We start from the raw sequence: 18902 nt of genomic DNA on the forward strand, positions 1-18902 counted from the left end.
AAGCACCTAAATTAGGTGCTTTTTTCTTACTTACTCATTCACTAATGACGTTTTTAGAAACAGTAATTTAGTGATAACTGATTCTTCAGCAGTTATTTAGCCAAAAAGGCGTTATACATCCAAATCAGCTTTTCTTGCTGTTGTACGTACTCATCAACTAAGTCAGCCGTACCTTGGTCTTCAGCTTTCTGTGCTAACGCTGACACTTCACGTTGCTCTTCAATCAGCGCTTGTAGACCAGTTACAACGCCTTTCACACAAGCATTACCGTCTTTTACGTTTTTATCTTCTTGAATGCTAGTATGTTGGCTAAAGTCGCTATAAGCATGAAGCGGCGTGCCACCCAAGGTTAAAATACGTTCAGCGATTTCATCAATTTCTACTTGCAAATTGGTATACAGCTCTTCGAACTGTGGGTGCAAGGTGAAGAAATGCTCACCTTTTACGTTCCAGTGATAGCCACGTACGTTGATGTAGAACATATGATAGCTTGATAATAAATCGTTTAGCTTCGCAATCACTTCGCTCATATCTGCTTTTTCTAGACCGATTTGGTTGGTTGCATTATTAGTATTACTCATAATATTATCCTTATAGTTTGAGTGTTCATTTAATAGATTGTTTATTTTTATAGACTTAGTATTTGCCCTACTCAGATGAGTATAAAAGCATTAAGTTAAATATAGAAGACTAAGAGTGTAGCAAGTCATATCATTCATTGCCATGCTCGTTATCTATCTTCTATATTTTTTATCTCTTCTACACGTTGTCTATTGATGCTTATTATAATAGCAAAGAAACCATGATAAGTTAAATTCAATTAATCGAAGTATCTAATTGATTTACCTAAACCACGGCGTCTTTATTATTTAGTTTTGGCTATTCAATCTATATTATACAATTCAAGCTATCCTACAAGGCTAACAAGTCATGCTAACAACCTAGCAGGCGATTTATATTTTTGCAGGCGGTTGCAGATTCTCAGGGTTTAAGCCTTTAGCAGGAATCACTTCTAGTAAATGCTGACGTACCGTATCGATTGGAAATTTCTGCGCTTGTAAGCGTTTCGGAACGATTTGGCTGCCTTGCTGACCTTTCATCTCAAACATCATAAAGATATAATCATCAGTCTCATCCCAGCTTTTAATGGCACTCCAAGGAATGACTGCTTGCTGAGTGCTACCGGGACGCATTTGCATGCCGCGCATCTGATTGCTATTAAACATATCAGGCTGATTGACCGGCATTGCCATCACTAGACCGTGCTTTTGCACCCCCAATTTCATCTGGCGCATCTCATCAGGCATTTCTTGGTCAGCGACTTGTTTTTCAAACTCTCTTTTGACATACCATTTAAATCCAAGGGTACGAACCAATAAATAAATAACCACAGACGCTAGCATAAGCCAAAAAATAATGGTCGAGTAACCGGTCAAAAAAACCAGACCAGCAAGGGCTAAAATGACAGCCACTGCCATAATAATCCACTCTTTCATTTTAATGCTGGACAGGCCAAAAGAGGGGCTGGCACTGGCAAATAGCTCATACTGTGCTTGGTGAAATTCAGCCTCAGTTAAGTTTAAGGCGACAGGTTGTAGCGTGTAGGGGTACAGGGCCATAAAGGTTTCTCAGATACTTAGATTAAAAGCGTGGGATGAAAAGCGCCAAAGCGAAGCTGCGATGCCGTGCTTGGCTGGCAGTAGAATAAAGATATGCGCTTATCTTACCGAAAACTGCTCTTAAATGAAACATATAAGCGGGTCTGTTGACGGATAGCAGGGTTATTTCTCAGATAGCATTGTTATTTATGGGAGGGTTAATCAGAGGGCTTGGTTAATAAGAGAATTATGCGGCTTATATTATGGCGTCTTTACTTAGCAAAGCTGCCGTAAAGAACAGGCGAGATTTAGCCGAAATATAGCCAAAACATGGTCAAATCTGCTGGGTCTTGGTATGATAGTGACTATTATTTATTCTTATGATTCACATGGCGTCATTGCGCAGCTTTATAACGATATTATAAGGCTTTGCACGCTATTTTTTGTTTTACCTCATTACATGGCTACTTATACTTGGCTACTATTTTTCTCTTTTAATTTCTTACTCACTTTTAGCGCTACAGGCAACTATTATGATTGACCCAAAACTCTTACGCGGTGATTTAACTGATTTACAACAGCAGCTCGCTACTCGTGGTTATAAGCTTGATATGGCGTTTTGGCAAAATGTTGAAAACGAACGTAAATCCTTGCAAGTCAAAACTGAAGAGCTGCAATCGCGACGTAATGCGGGTGCCAAGCAAGTGGGTGCGCTAAAAAAATCGGGCGAAGATGCCAGCGCGCTGTTGGCTGAGATGCAAAGTGTCAGTGGCGAGATTAAAATAGCCGAAGATGAGCTGCGTACCTTGCAAGAGCGTATTAGCCAAGCAGCAATGCAAATTCCCAATATCCCAGCAGCAGATGTGCCAGTTGGTACGTCAGAAGACGATAACGTCGAAGTACGCAAATGGGGAACGCCGCGCGCGTTTGATTTTGAAATTCAAGATCATACTCATATCGGCGAGACACTGGGTATGCTCGACTTTGAAACGGCAGCTAAATTGACCGGTAGCCGTTTTAATGTATTAAAAGGTCAGCTTGCGCAAATGCATCGCGCCTTGATTCAGTTTATGCTCAATACCCATACCATTAAGTACGGTTATACTGAGACATATGTTCCTTATATTGTGAACTCTGAAAGTTTAAAAGGTACGGGTCAATTGCCGAAGTTTGAAGATGATTTATTTAAACTGACCAATCATACCAATAACGATGGCACAGACTTTTATCTGATTCCAACGGCGGAAGTACCGATGACCAACTTGGTACGTGGTGAGCGCTTAGATATTAAAGAGCTGCCGTTAAAGTTCACTGCCCATACGCCCTGCTTCCGTAGTGAAGCCGGCTCGCACGGTCGTGATACCCGTGGTCTGATCCGTCAGCATCAATTTGAAAAAGTTGAGATGGTCAATATTGCTACAGCTGAGCAATCAGATGAGTTGCTTGAGGCGATGACAGGACAAGCAGAATATATCTTACAGCAGCTTAATCTGCCGTACCGCGTGGTCAAATTATGTACGGGTGATATGGGCTTTGCTGCGCAAAAGACTTATGATATCGAAGTATGGTTACCGAGCCAAGATACCTATCGTGAAATCTCTAGTTGTTCTAATTGTGGCGATTTCCAAGCACGCCGTATGGGCACGCGTGTTAAAGATGGCAAGCAGACCAGTTTAGCTCATACGTTAAATGGTTCAGGTTTGGCCGTTGGTCGTACTTTACTTGCGGTGATGGAAAATCATCAAAACGCTGATGGCAGCATCACCATTCCTGAAGTGTTGCGTCCATTTATGGGTGGTGTTGAAACCATTAGCGCTTAATAAGTCAGTTATCTATCATAATTTTCAACAATAAGCGGCGAGTTAACATAAGTACTCGCAGTTTATAATTAGCAATCTAACATTGTTTGTCGTTTAACAAAACTGATAGGAGTGATTGCTAAATGCAAACGCTTCTGTCAGCGCATTTTTAGTTTGGCTTATGGCAAATATGTTAAAATTGTCATTTAATATTGTCATTTAATTAAACCCCTAATTCTTAAGAGCGTTTATCGCACTATTATTCTATTGTTTCATGTCTATTGCTCCATCGATTTTTTGCTTGTCATCCATACTTCTCATTTGAATATTAGGACACTCTATGCCAGCTCCAATTAGCGAACGTAAATTAGCCAATGCCATCCGCGTGTTGTCGTTTGATGCGGTTCAAAAAGCCAACTCTGGACATCCAGGCGCGCCGATGGGCATGGCTGATATTGCTGAAGTTTTGTGGCGTAAGTTTTTAAAGCACAACCCAGCTGATCCACAATGGCATAACCGTGACCGCTTTGTGTTATCAAACGGTCATGGCTCAATGCTCATTTATTCATTGCTGCATTTAACGGGTTATGATGTCAGCGTTGATGACCTAAAAGGTTTTCGTCAATTACATTCAAAAACCCCAGGTCATCCTGAGCTTGGCTATACCCCAGGTATTGAGACAACGACTGGTCCATTAGGTCAAGGTATTGCTAACGCCGTTGGTTTTGCTATTGCAGAGAAGACGCTTGCCGCGCAGTTTAACCGTTATGGTCATAACATCGTCGACCACCATACGTATGCATTCCTAGGCGATGGCTGCTTGATGGAAGGTATCAGCCATGAAGTCTGCTCCTTGGCTGGCACGTTAGGTCTTGGCAAGCTGGTATTCTTTTATGATGACAATGGCATCTCAATCGATGGTAATGTCGAAGGCTGGTTTACTGACGACACGCAAGCGCGTTTTGAAGCCTATGGTTGGCAGGTGATTAAAGTTGACGGTCATGATACCGATGAGATTACGCAAGCCACTGAGCAAGCGATCAAAGAAACCACTAAGCCAAGCTTAATTATTTGTAAAACTACGATCGGTGCGGGCAGCCCAAACAAGCAAGGCTTAGCGGCTAGCCATGGTGCACCATTAGGTAATGATGAAATTGTCTTAACCCGCGATGCGCTATCTTGGAAGCATGCACCATTTGAATTAGATAATGAAATCTACGAAGCGTGGGATGCTAAAGCGAAAGGCGATGTACAACAAAAGAACTGGGATGCCGACTTTGAAGCGTATAAAAAGGCTTATCCAGAATTGGCAGCCGAATTACTACGTCGTTTAAATGGCGAATTGCCTGCGAATTTTGACAAGCAAGCACAAGCCTATATTCAGCAAACGCAAGAGCAGGGCGGTGATGTTGCCAGTCGTAAAGCCAGTCAAAATGCCATTAATACTTTGCAGCCATTATTGCCAGAGCTGTTAGGCGGTTCAGCAGATTTGGCTGGCTCGAACCTTACGCTATTTAAAGGCGCGAAAGGCATTGAGAAAGATGCTGACGGCAACTATATCTATTATGGCGTGCGTGAGTTTGGTATGACGGCTATTGCCAATGGTATCGCGCTTCATGGCGGCTTTATCCCTTACGTGGCAACCTTCCTGATGTTTATGGAATACGCACGTAACGCTGTACGTATGGGCGCACTCATGAAGCAACGTGTCATTCATGTTTATACGCATGATTCTATCGGTTTGGGTGAAGATGGTCCTACGCATCAGCCGGTCGAGCAATTGACCAGCCTCCGTACCACGCCAAACCTACGCACATGGCGTCCGTGTGATGCAACTGAATCTGCTAGCGCTTGGGTTGAAGCGATTAAGTCTGAACACAATCCATCGGCGCTTATCTTTAGCCGTCAAAGCTTGCCACATCAAGCACGTGATGCTGAGCAAGTCGCTAACATCACTAAAGGCGGCTATGTCCTAGCCAAAGAGCAAGGCGAGCTACAAGCAATCATCATCGCCACGGGTTCAGAAGTTGGTTTAGCCATGGAAGCATATGCAACGTTGAGCGAAAATGGCGTTGGCGTCCGTGTGGTCTCTATGCCATGTGCAGAAATCTTTGTGGAGCAAGATGCTAGCTACCGTGAAGCTGTATTGCCAGCCAATATCCGTGCTCGCGTCGCTGTAGAAGCTGCGCATATAGATTACTGGTATAAGTTTGTCGGTCTTGATGGTAAAGTCATCGGTATGACCACTTATGGTGAATCCGCGCCTGCTGATGAGTTGTATAAAGAGTTTGGTATTACCACTGATGCAGTGGTTGATGCGGTAAATAGTTTGGTCTGATTAATCAAGGCTTAGGCTTAGTTTTTGAATTTATCAAAGAGCTGCTAGAGTCATCTGGCAGTTCTTTTTTATGGTTTGATTTTTAGTTTTCAATAATTATAAACGAATTGTTAAGCTGTAACGTAAGGTGCGACCCGCGCCCCAATGCATAAATATGAAAAGAACAAAGAATGTATTTATTTCCGAAAATGACTCCGCGCTAAGCTAATGATGAATATGGTTTTAACTTCGAAATAATTGATATTAATTAATTCTCGATTTTAACCAAGCTTAATAGGATGTTCTATAGTGAGCCGTTATTAGTGTTCTATCTGGTTTGCTAATTTAAAGCGAGCTTAAGGACGTGTACCTGTTTTGTACTGGGACGTTGATTAGACATGAAGATTCACTTACCATCAAGTATCTAAATATCTTATATAATATGATTCAGGAGAGTTATCATGTCGAATAAATCGGTTAAAAAACAAGCGAAAGATGATATTACGTTAAGTAAAAAGGTTCAAAAAAAGCTAAGTAAGCTGAATCTGCAGCGTCAAAAAGAGCAAGATAAAGTAGACAAGGTGCGTCAAAAAGAGCTAGAAAAGTTAGATAAACAGCGTCAAAAAGAACAACACAAAGTTGATAAGAAGATTCAAGGAATGATAGACGATATCAACCAAAAAGCAATGAAAAAGCAAGAAAAAATAGATACCAAAATTCAGAAAAGAAGAAATAAAATAGACAAAGCTGGTATAGCAGAAGATCAAATATGGCAGTACTAAAAACTTTAAAAAATATGGTTTTAATATTTAATAGGTTTTCGATTTATTTTTCAGGTCATAATGATTCTAAATAATGGAGCGTTTCTGTAAAAGAGCGTATTAAAAATCTATTGTGTTATCTACCCAACTTAGAAGATTCTAAGTTGGGTTTTTTGTCACTTAATTAATTAGCAGCAATCAGCTTACCTGATATCTCAAGTGGGATGATATTACTAATAAGTTTTGGGAAGGCTGTCACCCCGTAACTATAGCGATCGACCATACCTGTCGCGCGAAACTTTAACGTCGGTTGAGAGGTTGCAGGGTCAATTTCGACATCGGATAAAGTAACTCTCACTGTTAACGGTTTGGTTTGCCCTAAAACCGTAAAATCACCGGTCACATTGGCTTCTTTAGGCGTAATCATCGTGACTTTTTTTGAGACAAACGTCATTGTCGGATATTGCTGCGTATTTAGCAGCTCTTTTCGGCGCAAAAAAGCATCGCGTAGACCACGCTCGGTGTCGATACTATTGGTATGCACGGTAAAATTGATGGTCGTGCTTGCAGGTTTTTTGACATCATAATTGATGGCGCCATTTACCTTACGGAACTTACCATCGGTGGTCGCCTTGCCTAAGTACTTGACCTCAAAATCCACATTGGTCTTTGGTACATCTAGCTTCCACTTTTGTGGCATCGTGTTCGCGGCCAGCCCCATTACTGGTAAGGAGAATAATAAAGAGGTGCTTAACGTGATTTTAAGCCAAGAAGCGGCGCGTGTATTCATACGTATGATCCAAAGGGTAGTAATAAAGTCGTCAGTATTGAAAGTACTTTTAAAGTGGTTTTAAAGTAGTGCTGAGCTTTATAGCTTAAATAATAATGCGATAGAGTACTACAACTGTGCTGTTTCAATGTATTATTAAAGTTATGGGTTGTTATAAAAGTAAGCATTAGTAAGGGCTTATCGCTTAAAATAAATAATGTAATTCTCTATATAGTAGAAACAATCATGTCGCTAATGTCCAGCTTTAAAGGTGTTTTAGGCGAAACCGTCATTAACATTGCCATGTGGTTAAAACTTGAAAAAGATGTTTATCATCGCCTGAATAATATCACTTTGCCATTGGTAAATGGTGGCAGTACCCAAATCGACCATGTCATCGTTTCTATGTATGGCATCTTTGTCATCGAAACCAAAAACTATAAAGGCTGGATATTCGGTAATGAGAAGCAAATACAGTGGACGCAGGTCATCATGGGTCGTAAGTATAAATTTCAAAACCCACTCAGGCAGAATTATCTGCATATCAAAACATTAGCAGATTTGTTAGAGCTAGATTTGAGTTATTTCCATTCGATGATTGCGTTCATTGGTGAGTGCGAGCTTAAAACTCGAGATGAGTTACCAGAGCATGTATTGACGAGCGGCATGGCATCTTATGTTAAGAAAAAACAACATGAGTTATTAACCCAAGATGAAGTGAAAGCTATCGTTGAGCAGATTGAAAGCAACAGATTTAGTAAATCTTTGAAAACCAATAGGCAGCATAAAGCCTATTTAAAAGACAAGCATAGCCCGTCAAATAAGCAAGCTAGTGATAAACCAAATGCTAAAGCAGTGACTAAACCAGCTAATCAGCCTGCGTCTGAGCCAATAGTACAAGAACCTCCTAAAAAAACCACCCTTCAAAGCAGAGAAGTGCCGCGATGGTCTGGTCAAACAGAAGTGGCGCAGGCTAACATAGCTATTACGCCGTCTATCGATATTCAGTTTAGCAATGAACAACCTAATAATGAGCAGCTTAGCAATAAACCGCTTAATAATGACAAGGTTTTTATCACCCCGTTTAAGGTTGTAGAGTCTGAGCTAAAACTGAATGAAGCTCCGACAATTAAGCCAATAAACCAACCAACTATTTTAGCTCAAGCGCCAAATTGCCCTAAGTGCAATAGCGAGATGGTTAAACGCGTTGCCAAAAAAGGTGCTCGCCAAGGTCAGACCTTTTTTGGTTGTTGTCAATTTCCTAAGTGTCGAGGTGTGGTGAATATTGATTAGCCACTAGTCACCTTAACCATGTATTTCTTCTAAGCGTAAACAAGCCACCAAGCGACCATCCCATTCTCGAAGTTGTGGCTCTACTTCGCTGCATTGTGGTTTGGCATATGGGCAGCGTTTATGCAAGGCGCAGCCACTCGGTGGATTCAGCGGGCTTGGTAGCTCACCTTGTAGCGTTAAGTCGTTCTTATGGCCGTTCACAGTTGGTGCAGCCGCTAATAAAGCGATGGTATACGGATGTTTTGGTGCGTTATAAATCGCCTCTTTGGGTCCGTGTTCGACCGCTTGACCTAAGTACATCACCATCACATCATCTGCCACATGGCGCACGACAGATAAGTTGTGCGAGATAAAGACGTAAGCAGTATGATATTCGTCCTGTAAATCCATAAATAGATTCAATACTTGTGCTTGAATCGATACATCTAGCGCGGAGGTCGGCTCATCAGCGACGACAATCTTTGGATTCAGCATCATAGCGCGGGCAAGGGCAATACGCTGGCGCTGACCCCCTGAAAACATGTGTGGATAACGGCCAGCATGCTCTGGACGCAGACCAACATTTCTCATCATCTCATTAATCTTGTCGCGCTTTTCTTCCTTTGATAGTTTGGTATGGATATCTAATGGTTCGGTCAATTGATAACCGACAGTATGGCGCGGGTTTAAGCTACCATAAGGGTTTTGAAAGACCATTTGAATTTCGGTACGCAAGTCTTTTAGCGCTTTTCTGCTGTAGTCGGTCGTCCCTTCATCATTGATAAACAGCTGACCATCAGTAGGAGATTCGATGAGCGTTAGCTGGCGGGCAAGCGTTGATTTACCGCAGCCTGACTCACCAACGACTGCAAGCGTCTTTCCCGCTTCAAGCTCAAACGAGATACCGTTTAGGGCTTTAACATAAGCCTTAGGCTTGCCCAATCCTTGTGATACCGGGTAATGCTTGTGTAGGTTGTCTGCTTTTAAGACCACTTTATGACTCATGCTGTGACTCCAAAGTAGCAGGGTGAGGGGTAGAGGTGCGAGAAGGTAGATTAGGCAATTCAGAGTGAATACAGCGCACTTTGCCATTGGGCGTATCTAAAATGGGCGGCGGTACTTCACATGCAGGCTCTTTATATGGACAACGCGGAGACAATAAGCAACCGCTTGGGCGATCATATTGGCTGGGCACCACACCCGGCAAGCTATTGAGTCTATCTTGACCGATAGCCAGCTCAGGGATGGCTTGTAGCAAAGCTTCGGTATAAGGGTGAGCAGGATGTTGAAAAATCTCTGGTACCGTACTGGTTTCAACCACTTGTCCGGCATACATAACGGCGACATCGCGTGAGTTTTGCGCGACCAAACCCAAGTCATGGGTGATAAGCACCATTGCCATTTGTTTTTCGCGTTGTAAGCGCCCGAGCAAGTCCATGATTTGCGCTTGCACCGTGACGTCAAGCGCCGTGGTTGGCTCATCGGCGATAAGCAGTTTTGGCTCGCAAGCAATTGCCATTGCAATCATGACCCGCTGACTCATACCACCCGATAATTGATGCGGATATACCTTAAGTCGGTTTTTGGCATCAGGCATCTCAACCAATTCTAGCAGCTCTAAGATACGCGCCTGTACTGCTGCACCACGTAAACCAAGATGTTTGCGCAGTACTTCACCTAACTGCATCTCAACGGTAAAGCTTGGATTTAGACAAGACATCGCATTTTGAAAAATCATAGAAATGTCTTTGCCAATGATGCCGCGTTTCTCTTTGGCAGAGATACCCAGCATGTCTTTATTATCAAACATCACCCGCTTGGCACGCACTGTGGCAGAAGGTGGCAAGAGCCCCATGAGCGCCATCATGGTGACGGACTTACCTGAACCTGATTCACCGACGACAGCGATGACTTCGCCTTGGGTGATTTTCAATGACACATCATCTACCGCGCGAAAAGCACGCGCGCCTTGACCAAAGGTGACCGAAAGATTTTCAATATCTAACAACAGTGGTGCTTGTTTTATTAACGAGCCATTCATAGAGGTATTGGTAAGCGCTGTTTTATTTAAGGTATCAGTCATCTTAGGTCACCTGCTTTAATTTGGGATCTAGCGCATCGCGTAAGCCATCACCAGTCAGGTTAATCGACAAGGCAGCTAAGAAGATAGCGACACCCGGCCAAATAGCGAGCCAAACATTACTTTGAATATATTGGCGCGCTGTCCCTAGCATTGCGCCCCATTCGGCATCTGGTGGTTGTACGCCAAAGCCTAAGAAACCAATCGCCCCTGCCTCTAAAATAGCCGAAGAGAAAATCATCGTTGCTTGGACGATGAGCGGTGCCATACAGTTGGGCAAAATGGTGATGAATAATAAGCGTAGCACGCCAGCACCCATGACTTGCGAGGCAACAAAGTACTCACGTTGTAGCTCTACCATGGCGGTAGCGCGTGTCAGACGAATAAAAGGCGGCGTACAAACCAAGGCAATGGTAATGATGGTATTGGTCATAGACGGCCCTAAGATAGCCGCAATAATAATCGCCAATAGCAAGCTTGGATAAGACATCAAAATATCATTGACCAACATCACCGCTTTGCCCCAAACCTTTGGCCAAAATGCGGCGCTAAGCCCTAACGAGACGCCGACTAACATGGCAAGGGTCGTCGCGCTAAGACCGATAAATAGGGAATAACGCGCGCCATACATCACTCGAGATAAGGTATCTCGACCGGCATCATCAGTCCCAAGCCAAAACATCGTATCGCCGCCACTTAAAAATGCTGGTGGCAATTGCTCTTGACCGGTAAACAATTCATAAGGGTCATGGGGTGCAAGGGCAGGCGCAAGTATGGCTATAATCACCATCAAGGCCAGTACTATAAAACCAAGCACCGCGCCTTTATTGCGGCAAAATGTCGATAAAAATAGCTGCCAAGATGACGGCGGTGTGGCGGCCATCAGCTTAAGATCAGAGGGAAGAACAGAAGGCTTCATGAGCATTTCCTACAGTGACTAGCGCTTTGCTAATATTTAAAGTTTTAGAGTTTTAGCCTTAATAGATATTAAGCATTTGCTAAAAGATTACTCAAAACCATGCAAACAACAATAGCCACTATTTATAATATGAGTATTTATCAATGTTAAATTAAGAAGTATGTCTGATACGCGGATTGATCAGACCATACAAAATATCAATAAATAAACTAACCAAAATCAAGGCGGTGGCGACCAATAAGATACCGTTTTGCACAATAGGATAATCACGGGTAAAGAAGCCATCGAGTAGCCAATTACCAACACCCGGCCAACTAAAGATAGTCTCAGTGATAATAGCGCCAGCAAGCAAGGTTGCCATTTGTAAGCCAATCACCGTCACCACAGTTATCAAGGCATTGCGCATCACGTGTACCAATATCACGCGGCGCGGCGATAAGCCTTTTGCTCGCGCGGTACGCACGTAGTCTTCATCTAATACTTCTAGCATCGCCGAGCGCGTCATCCGCGCAATCATCGCGAGTGGAATGGTCGATAAAGCAATAGACGGTAGGATAAAGTGTTTTACCACGTCCCAAAATGCGCCAGGTTCGCCTGATGTTAAAGAGCCAAGCAGCCACGAACCATATAAAGGTTTGACATCCAAAAACTGCGCGACAGATATGACACCGGCGACGGGTAATAGACCTAGATAATGGGCAAATATACCGGTCAGGATAGGTCCCAATAAATAGATGGGCATGGAGTAGCCAGCCAGCGCGCCTGACATCAAGGTGTAATCAATCCATGTACCACGGCGCAGCGCTGCAAAAATACCTAAGCTAACCCCAATGACACTGGCAATGACAATGGCACACAATGCTAGCTCTAAGGTTGGTACAAAATGGGCAAAGAAGTCTTGTAGTACCGGGGTACGGGTACGAAAGGACGCCCCAAAATCTCCGGTCAATATGCCGGTTAAGTAATCCCAATATTGGACAATAAGAGGTTTGTCTAATCCTAGCCTTTCTAAGGCACGAGCATGGAGCTCTGGATCGACCATACGCTCACCCATCATAATCTCGACGGCATCTCCAGGGACGAGCCGAATCAGGGTAAAAGTAGATAGCGTTAAGCCAAGATAGACAGGAATGAGAATGGCAATACGACGCAAAATATAAAGTAGCATGGGCTGCTCAATAGTTGTGGTTCAATGGTTTTAAGTTAATGATTAGAATGTTGGCAGTGATGAGAGTATCGGTGACAGAATGCTTAACAAAGCGCTTAACTGATATAAATACGGCTGGAGCAGAGTATCTGACCCAGCCGAATAGCAATTAAACAATCGTGCATGTCGTACCGGACTTCATCAGTTAAGATTATTCAACTTTTACACCATCGAAGCGTATTGAGCCAAGCGGACTGATTTTATAATCGACGACGTTTGGTGCGGTGAATACCGTCACCACCGAATGCGCCATCGTTGTCCAAGGCAATTGCTCTTTGAATATCTGCTGAGCTTTTACGTAGTCAGTAACGCGATCATCTTGATTGGTAATCTGACGGGCGTTAGTCACCAAACTGTCAAAATCCTTATTACACCAGCGTGAGTAGTTATTGCCACCGACCGCATCACAAGATAATAAGGTACCAAGCCAGTTATCTGGATCCCCATTGTCGCCGGTCCAGCCTGCTAAAATGACATCGTGCTCACCTTTAGCGGCGCGGTTTAGATACTCGCCCCACTCATAAGTGACCAGCTTGGTATTAACACCAATCTTCGCCCAATCTGCTTGTAGCATTTCAGCCATAAGTTTGGCATTTGGATTGTACGGGCGCTGAACTGGCATATACCAGAGGTTGATGGCAAGCTTATCCGCCCCTGCTTCTTTCATAAGAGACTTGGCTTTTTCGACGTCATAAGGCGCATCTTTAATCGATTTATCGTAACCCCACTGCGTTGGTGGCATAGGGTTGGTTGCTTTAAGCCCTTCACTTTGATAAACGGCGTTGATAATAGCGTCTTTGTTGATGGCCATATCTAATGCTTGACGAACTTTAAGGTCGCTAAGCTTTGGTTTTTCAACGTTATAGCCGACATAACCGACGTTGAAGCCTGGTTGATCAAGAACCGTGACCTTACCGGATTTTTTGATAGACTCAATTTCGGCAGGTTTTGGATAGGCGGACACATGACATTCGCCAGCTTGCACTTTTTGCGCACGAACCGCTGAGTCTTTGGTGATAACAAACACAAGATTGTCGATATGGATATCGTCTTTATTCCAATAATCTGGATTTTTGCTATAACGAATTTGGGCGTCTTTTTGATAGGAAGTAAAGACGAAAGGTCCGGTACCTACTGGTTTGGTGTTGATATCAGCTGCATTACCAGCAGCCATTAACTTGTCTGCATATTCAGCAGAATCGATGTAAGCAAAAGCCATCGCTAAGTTTTGCAGAAACGGCGCATTGGTCTCACTTAGAGTAATTTTTACGGTATTTTCATCCACTTTTTCGATATTAGAGATGAGATCAGGCAACCCCATGCCGACAGAGTACGGGAACTCAGCAGGATAAGCTTTATTAAATTCAAACTCAGGATTGGTGATACGTTCTAGCGTAAAGACCACGTCGTCCGCATTAAAATCGCGGGTTGGGGTAAAGTAATCGGTTTTACCAAATTTGACGCCTTTACGTAGATTAAAGGTATAGGTCTTGCCGTCTTCACTAATATCCCAGCTTTCGGCTAAGGCTGGCTGAATCTCAGTGCCATCTCTTTTGAATTCTACCAAGCCGTTGTATATAGGATAGGCGCTCGCATCAAAATCCGTACCTGCCGTATACTGTGCGGGATCGAAGCCAGCAGGGCTGCCTTCTGAGCAATAAAGTAAGGTTTTCGCGGCTTTAGCGTCTGAGCTGGCAGCAGTTCCGTCAGTGGTTTTGTTGTCGCCGCTGCAGGCGCTTATACCTAAGATAACTGTCGCCAACAGGGTCAATTTGAAAAGTGATTTTTGCATTATTACATCCTATGTAATTATAATTAGTTGCCAAGCAGCTTTATAAGTTCGTTTGCGAACCATAAATATGCTTGACGTACTTTTAATTCCCTTTAAAGCAATTGTTTATATCGTATTATTGATAAGCAAATAAAAAATGCGTCAGGTTCTATAAACCGTCAGTCAGTTTTGCAAAAATACTGATATAAATAAGTCGTTTAAATATACTCTGTTAAACAGTGCTAATGCAAGGCATCTATAAACTAATTTTGATAGAAAACGTTTCGTTTTAATATCTTTATTACCAAATTTACTATTCGCCATTGAATTCAGTAAGCTAGCACAGCTTATCGATTTTTTCCGTATTCTAAAAACCAGAACATAGATTGCTAATATAGGATGGTCTAAATAAGTCCTAAAGATAGCAACGAAAAAATATGAGCCGCATTTTATACAATCAGCTTATTTTCATTTTATCGAATATAAAGTTTTAAATAGATAAGCTTGTTAAAGAAAAGCAGCCATAATAAGCTGCTTATCCCATCCTAACGTATTTTATGACGCGGCTAGCTCAATATGATTATGCTTTGCCTTAATCAGATCTGCCATTCTTTCAGCAATCATAATCGTTGGCGCATTGGTATTGGCGCTTATCAAGGTCGGCATCACAGACGCATCAATAACCCGTAATCCACTGACACCGCGTACTTTTAGTTCTAAATCGACAACAGAGTTTTCATCTGAACCCATACGGCAAGTACCAACAGGATGATATATAGTATCTGACTTGTTGCGAATATACCCGAGCATGCCGTCTTTTTCGATATAAGGGGCAGGGTAGTCTTCAGTAATATATTTGGCGATGGGCGCTTCTTGCATGATGGCGCGCGTACGCTCAGCGCCTGCCACCATATACTCTATATCTTTGGGATGTGAGAGATAGTTTGGATCAATCAACACTGCCGCTGATGGGTCAGCTGAATCAAGCCTGACGGTGCCGCGGCTTTCAGGGCGCAGATAGCAGCTATGACAAGAGACGGCAAAGCCGCGTCTAAGATCACGACCATGCTCAATCACGCGCGATATGACAAAATGCAATTGGGTATTTGGCCATTCTTTTGGGTCATCACCGACGCTAAAAAACGCGCCCGCTTCTGCATAATTGGTAGACAGCAGGCCCGTGCCATCCTTTCTCCATTGCCGAATGCTCTTGGCTAAGGTTGAAATGCTTGCCATACCAATACCGATGACATCGGTCGTATTGACCTCATAATCAAAGACCACGTCTAAATGGTCTTGTAGGTTACCGCCAACGTCGGGCGCATCCACCAACACATCGATATCGTGAGACTGCAAATGCTCAGCAGGACCAATACCCGATAACATCAGGACTTTGGGTGAGCCAAAGGTGCCACCTGATAAAATCACTTCATGGTTTGCCATCACTGTATGCTCGACGCCATCTTTTTCATAAGCGACGCCAACGGCTTGTTTGTCTTCAAAAATAACTCGGTTGGCTTGGGCGTGGGTAATGACGGTCAGATTGGGTCGGCTTTGAACTGGATGTAGATAGGCGGCAGCCGCAGAGCAACGTTGACCTTGTTTTTCGCCATGAAAATGGGTGACTTGATATAAGCCTGCGCCGTCTTGCTTTTTGCCATTAAAGTCATCATTTTGATCTAAACCATTGGCAACGGCAGCTTCTACAAATGCTTTTGATATCTCACGAGGACTTAATAAATCACTGACGTGCAAAGGTCCACTGTCACCATGTAGTTCATCCGCGCCATGGCTATTGTTTTCTGATTTTATAAAGTAGGGCAACACATCGTCAAAGCCCCAACCTTCACAGCCTTGCTCAACCCAGCGCTCGTAATCAAGCGCACTACCACGAGTATAAATCATGGCGTTAATCGCTGATGAGCCACCCAAGCATTGCCCACGTGGTTGGAAGCCGCGCCGGTTATTCAGATGCGCTTGCGGGGTAGTATGAAAGCACCAATTGTTCAATTTCAGTGGCTTGCCTGGTACCAGAAGTATCAGACCTGCCGGGACACGAACGGCGAGGTCTTTGCCTTCACCGCCATATTCCAATAAGCAGACACTGATGTCTGGATTTTCTGTCAGCCGGCTGGCAAGCACGCAGCCTGCAGAACCGCCACCCACGATGACGTAATCAAACTTTGGATCAACTTCCATGTTATCTTCCTTATAGCATCCATGCTTATTAAAATGCGCTTATTAAAGCGAGCCTCTAAAATAGCTTCCGTCTTACAGTATCTATTATTTTGCTCAAATAATGCAATAAAAATGACTAAGTGGTATTTGGCAAAGTTATATTGCTCAAAATGTTATGAAAAATTCAACGGCCAATAAAATATAAAAATGTTCTGATATGACACTGATGGCTTATTGTGAATAAAGTAGCATTTTATACCGCGCCTATTTCTGAACGGACGATAAAGCGCTTACCTTCAGGTATCTCTAACGAAAAACTGGCACCGCGTCCATCGACCACGTCTATGGTCAAATCCGTATGTTGCCAAAGTTTATGCTGCGCTTTACCCATATAGAAGGGACAGCCAACCAACTCGCCGATGAGGACATCTTGTCCACCTACTTTAAATTCACCCAATGGATAACACATCGGTGAGCTACCATCGCAGCAGCCGCCCGATTGATGAAACATCAGCTCGCCATGCTTAGATTTTAGTAATTCGATTAATGCTTTGCAGGACTCTGTCGCCATGACTTTCATAATGATTTCCTTATCATTTATGAATAGCTTATTCTTATCGCTGCTTTATTAAAGCAAAAATGCAATCTACCTTACGATAGATTGCATTTATTTATCTAAATTAGAACATGCTTTTAGATTTAAAAGAAGCCCATCGCTTTAGGACTGTACGATACGAGCATGTTTTTGGTTTGCTGATAATGATCAAGCATCATCAGATGGTTTTCACGACCGATACCAGACTGCTTATAACCACCAAACGCTGAATGCGCAGGATAAAGGTGATAACAGTTGGTCCAAACGCGACCCGCTTTAATGCCGCGACCGAAACGATAAGCGCGAGTGCCGTTACGCGTCCAGACACCAGCACCTAGACCGTATAAGGTATCATTGGCAAGCGCCATGGCTTCTTCATCGTCTTTAAAAGTGGTGACGGCAAGCACAGGACCAAAGATCTCTTCTTGGAACACGCGCATATCATTGGTGCCTTCAAAGATGGTTGGCTGTACATAGTAACCGTTTGCCATGTCGCCATCATGTTTGGCAAGTTCACCGCCGACAAGGACTTTTGCACCTTCTTTTTTACCAATATCGAGATAAGAGAGGATTTTTTCTAACTGATCTGAGCTGGCCTGCGCGCCAATCATGGTATCGGTATCGAGCGGGTTACCCATTTTGATGGCTTTAACACGCGCAATACAGCGTTTCATAAATTCATCATAGATGCTTTCGTGCACGAGGGCGCGTGATGGGCAAGTACAGACTTCGCCTTGATTCAGCGCAAACATCACCAAGCCTTCAACGGCTTTATCTAAGAAGTCATCGTCTTCATCCATAATATCGGCAAAGAATATGTTTGGACTCTTACCACCGAGCTCTAGCGTTACTGGAATGATGTTTTCACTGGCGTATTGCATAATTAAGCGACCAGTAGTGGTCTCACCAGTAAAGGAAACTTTATCGATACGGGGGTTAGAAGCGATTGGCTTACCAGCTTCAACACCAAAACCGTTAACGACGTTTAGTACGCCTTTTGGTAAAATGTCCGCCGCGCCTATTAAGTCAAGCATGTACAGAACAGAAGCAGGGGTTTGCTCGGCAGGCTTAAGGACGACACAGTTACCCGCTGCAAGAGCAGGAGCAATTTTCCAAATCGCCATTAAAATAGGGAAGTTCCAAGGAATGATTTGACCGACGACACCTAATGGCTCATGGAAATGATAGGCGACCGTGTCTTCATCAATTTGGCTGATACCGCCTTCTTGTGCGCGGATAACGCCAGCGAAGTAACGCAAATGGTCGATGGCGATTGGAATATCAGCAGCGAGGGTTTCACGTACGGGTTTACCGTTTTCATAACTCTCGGCGATAGCGATTGCCTCTAAATTGGCTTCGATACCGTCGGCAAGTTTGAGCAACATATTAGAGCGTTCAGTGACACTGGTTTTGCCCCAAGCGTCTTTTGCAGCATGAGCGGCATCTAGAGCTGCTTCGACATCTGCTTCTTTTGAGCGTGCGATTTGACAGAAGACTTTACCGTCGATAGGACTTGAGTTGTCAAAGTATTCACCATCGAGTGGCGCGACCCACTCACCATTGATGAAGTTGTCATATTTTTTGCGGAATTGGACGGGACTTTTTTCAGTATTGGGATAGGCGTATAACATGAACG

General features: G+C 43.5%; 15 protein-coding genes. 4 read left to right on the forward strand and 11 right to left on the reverse strand.

Annotated features, from left to right (window positions below; genetic code table 11):
• Positions 1 to 92: 92 nt before the first annotated feature.
• Together JMW39_RS06365 and JMW39_RS06370 are read right to left on the reverse strand one after the other, a co-directional pair.
• Positions 93 to 581, reverse strand: a complete 489-nt coding sequence (locus JMW39_RS06365) for a Dps family protein (RefSeq protein WP_201544908.1) — start codon at positions 579 to 581, stop codon at positions 93 to 95.
• 372 nt (positions 582 to 953) lie between these two features.
• The gene (locus JMW39_RS06370) at positions 954 to 1619 is read right to left on the reverse strand and encodes a YcxB family protein (protein WP_201544909.1); all 666 of its coding nucleotides are present in this window, start codon (positions 1617 to 1619) and stop codon (positions 954 to 956) included.
• 512 nt (positions 1620 to 2131) lie between these two features.
• On the opposite strand from JMW39_RS06370, the gene serS reads away from it, so the two are divergent.
• The 3 genes from serS (at position 2132) to JMW39_RS06385 (ending at position 6496) form a co-directional block, all read left to right on the forward strand.
• Positions 2132 to 3418 carry a serine--tRNA ligase gene (gene serS / locus JMW39_RS06375; RefSeq protein WP_201544910.1) on the forward strand — a complete coding sequence of 429 codons (1287 nt, stop codon included), beginning with the start codon at positions 2132 to 2134 and terminating at the stop codon, positions 3416 to 3418.
• Positions 3419 to 3737: 319 nt separating this feature from the next.
• Entirely contained in the window at positions 3738 to 5735 is a 1998-nt protein-coding gene (tkt, locus tag JMW39_RS06380; protein WP_201544911.1) for a transketolase, read from the forward strand.
• Positions 5736 to 6175: 440 nt separating this feature from the next.
• The gene (locus JMW39_RS06385) at positions 6176 to 6496 is read left to right on the forward strand and encodes a hypothetical protein (RefSeq protein WP_201544913.1); all 321 of its coding nucleotides are present in this window, start codon (positions 6176 to 6178) and stop codon (positions 6494 to 6496) included.
• A 163-nt stretch (positions 6497 to 6659) separates the two neighbouring features.
• On the opposite strand, the gene JMW39_RS06390 is transcribed toward JMW39_RS06385, so the two are convergent.
• Entirely contained in the window at positions 6660 to 7265 is a 606-nt protein-coding gene (locus JMW39_RS06390; protein ID WP_201544915.1) for a YceI family protein, read from the reverse strand.
• Between the two features lie 225 nt (positions 7266 to 7490).
• On the opposite strand from JMW39_RS06390, the gene JMW39_RS06395 reads away from it, so the two are divergent.
• Entirely contained in the window at positions 7491 to 8537 is a 1047-nt protein-coding gene (locus JMW39_RS06395) for an NERD domain-containing protein (RefSeq protein WP_201544917.1), read from the forward strand.
• A gap of 12 nt (positions 8538 to 8549) precedes the next feature.
• Here the strand turns inward: JMW39_RS06395 and JMW39_RS06400 are convergent, their stop codons facing one another.
• The 8 genes from JMW39_RS06400 to JMW39_RS06435 form a co-directional block, all read right to left on the reverse strand.
• A complete protein-coding gene (locus JMW39_RS06400) occupies positions 8550 to 9521 on the reverse strand; it encodes a peptide ABC transporter ATP-binding protein (RefSeq protein WP_201544919.1) in 972 nt (323 codons plus the stop codon).
• On the reverse strand, positions 9511 to 10599 hold the full coding sequence (locus tag JMW39_RS06405) for an ABC transporter ATP-binding protein (RefSeq protein ID WP_265088446.1): 1089 nt from the start codon (positions 10597 to 10599) through the stop codon (positions 9511 to 9513). Before JMW39_RS06405 ends, JMW39_RS06400 begins: the two co-directional genes overlap by 11 nt.
• Before the next feature lies 1 nt (position 10600).
• Positions 10601 to 11515, reverse strand: a complete 915-nt coding sequence (locus tag JMW39_RS06410; RefSeq protein WP_025650615.1) for an ABC transporter permease — start codon at positions 11513 to 11515, stop codon at positions 10601 to 10603.
• A 151-nt stretch (positions 11516 to 11666) separates the two neighbouring features.
• Positions 11667 to 12683, reverse strand: a complete 1017-nt coding sequence (locus JMW39_RS06415) for an ABC transporter permease (RefSeq protein WP_183620690.1) — start codon at positions 12681 to 12683, stop codon at positions 11667 to 11669.
• A 190-nt stretch (positions 12684 to 12873) separates the two neighbouring features.
• A complete protein-coding gene (locus JMW39_RS06420; RefSeq protein ID WP_201544921.1) occupies positions 12874 to 14514 on the reverse strand; it encodes an ABC transporter substrate-binding protein in 1641 nt (546 codons plus the stop codon).
• A 534-nt stretch (positions 14515 to 15048) separates the two neighbouring features.
• Positions 15049 to 16692: a GMC family oxidoreductase gene (locus tag JMW39_RS06425; protein WP_201544923.1), complete on the reverse strand. Its 1644-nt coding sequence runs from the start codon at positions 16690 to 16692 to the stop codon at positions 15049 to 15051.
• Between the two features lie 232 nt (positions 16693 to 16924).
• Complete coding sequence (locus JMW39_RS06430) at positions 16925 to 17251, reverse strand: DUF779 domain-containing protein (RefSeq protein WP_201544925.1); 327 nt, start codon at positions 17249 to 17251, stop codon at positions 16925 to 16927.
• 119 nt (positions 17252 to 17370) lie between these two features.
• The gene (locus JMW39_RS06435) at positions 17371 to 18897 is read right to left on the reverse strand and encodes an aldehyde dehydrogenase family protein (RefSeq protein ID WP_201544927.1); all 1527 of its coding nucleotides are present in this window, start codon (positions 18895 to 18897) and stop codon (positions 17371 to 17373) included.
• Between the last annotated feature and the right edge of the window lie 5 nt (positions 18898 to 18902).

Source organism: Psychrobacter immobilis, from assembly GCF_904846175.1.
Lineage (GTDB): Bacteria > Pseudomonadota > Gammaproteobacteria > Pseudomonadales > Moraxellaceae > Psychrobacter > Psychrobacter immobilis_E.

What these genes read in the sequence shown, in the direction of transcription:
- JMW39_RS06365 (WP_201544908.1), bottom strand. Translation starts at nt 581, where the DNA reads ATGAGTAATACTAATAATGCAACCAACCAAATCGGTCTAGAAAAAGCA.
- JMW39_RS06370 (WP_201544909.1), bottom strand. Translation starts at nt 1,619, where the DNA reads ATGGCCCTGTACCCCTACACGCTACAACCTGTCGCCTTAAACTTAACT.
- serS (WP_201544910.1), top strand. Translation starts at nt 2,132, where the DNA reads ATGATTGACCCAAAACTCTTACGCGGTGATTTAACTGATTTACAACAG.
- tkt (WP_201544911.1), top strand. Translation starts at nt 3,738, where the DNA reads ATGCCAGCTCCAATTAGCGAACGTAAATTAGCCAATGCCATCCGCGTG.
- JMW39_RS06385 (WP_201544913.1), top strand. Translation starts at nt 6,176, where the DNA reads ATGTCGAATAAATCGGTTAAAAAACAAGCGAAAGATGATATTACGTTA.
- JMW39_RS06390 (WP_201544915.1), bottom strand. Translation starts at nt 7,265, where the DNA reads ATGAATACACGCGCCGCTTCTTGGCTTAAAATCACGTTAAGCACCTCT.
- JMW39_RS06395 (WP_201544917.1), top strand. Translation starts at nt 7,491, where the DNA reads ATGTCGCTAATGTCCAGCTTTAAAGGTGTTTTAGGCGAAACCGTCATT.
- JMW39_RS06400 (WP_201544919.1), bottom strand. Translation starts at nt 9,521, where the DNA reads ATGAGTCATAAAGTGGTCTTAAAAGCAGACAACCTACACAAGCATTAC.
- JMW39_RS06405 (WP_265088446.1), bottom strand. Translation starts at nt 10,599, where the DNA reads ATGACTGATACCTTAAATAAAACAGCGCTTACCAATACCTCTATGAAT.
- JMW39_RS06410 (WP_025650615.1), bottom strand. Translation starts at nt 11,515, where the DNA reads ATGAAGCCTTCTGTTCTTCCCTCTGATCTTAAGCTGATGGCCGCCACA.
- JMW39_RS06415 (WP_183620690.1), bottom strand. Translation starts at nt 12,683, where the DNA reads ATGCTACTTTATATTTTGCGTCGTATTGCCATTCTCATTCCTGTCTAT.
- JMW39_RS06420 (WP_201544921.1), bottom strand. Translation starts at nt 14,514, where the DNA reads ATGCAAAAATCACTTTTCAAATTGACCCTGTTGGCGACAGTTATCTTA.
- JMW39_RS06425 (WP_201544923.1), bottom strand. Translation starts at nt 16,692, where the DNA reads ATGGAAGTTGATCCAAAGTTTGATTACGTCATCGTGGGTGGCGGTTCT.
- JMW39_RS06430 (WP_201544925.1), bottom strand. Translation starts at nt 17,251, where the DNA reads ATGAAAGTCATGGCGACAGAGTCCTGCAAAGCATTAATCGAATTACTA.
- JMW39_RS06435 (WP_201544927.1), bottom strand. Translation starts at nt 18,897, where the DNA reads ATGTTATACGCCTATCCCAATACTGAAAAAAGTCCCGTCCAATTCCGC.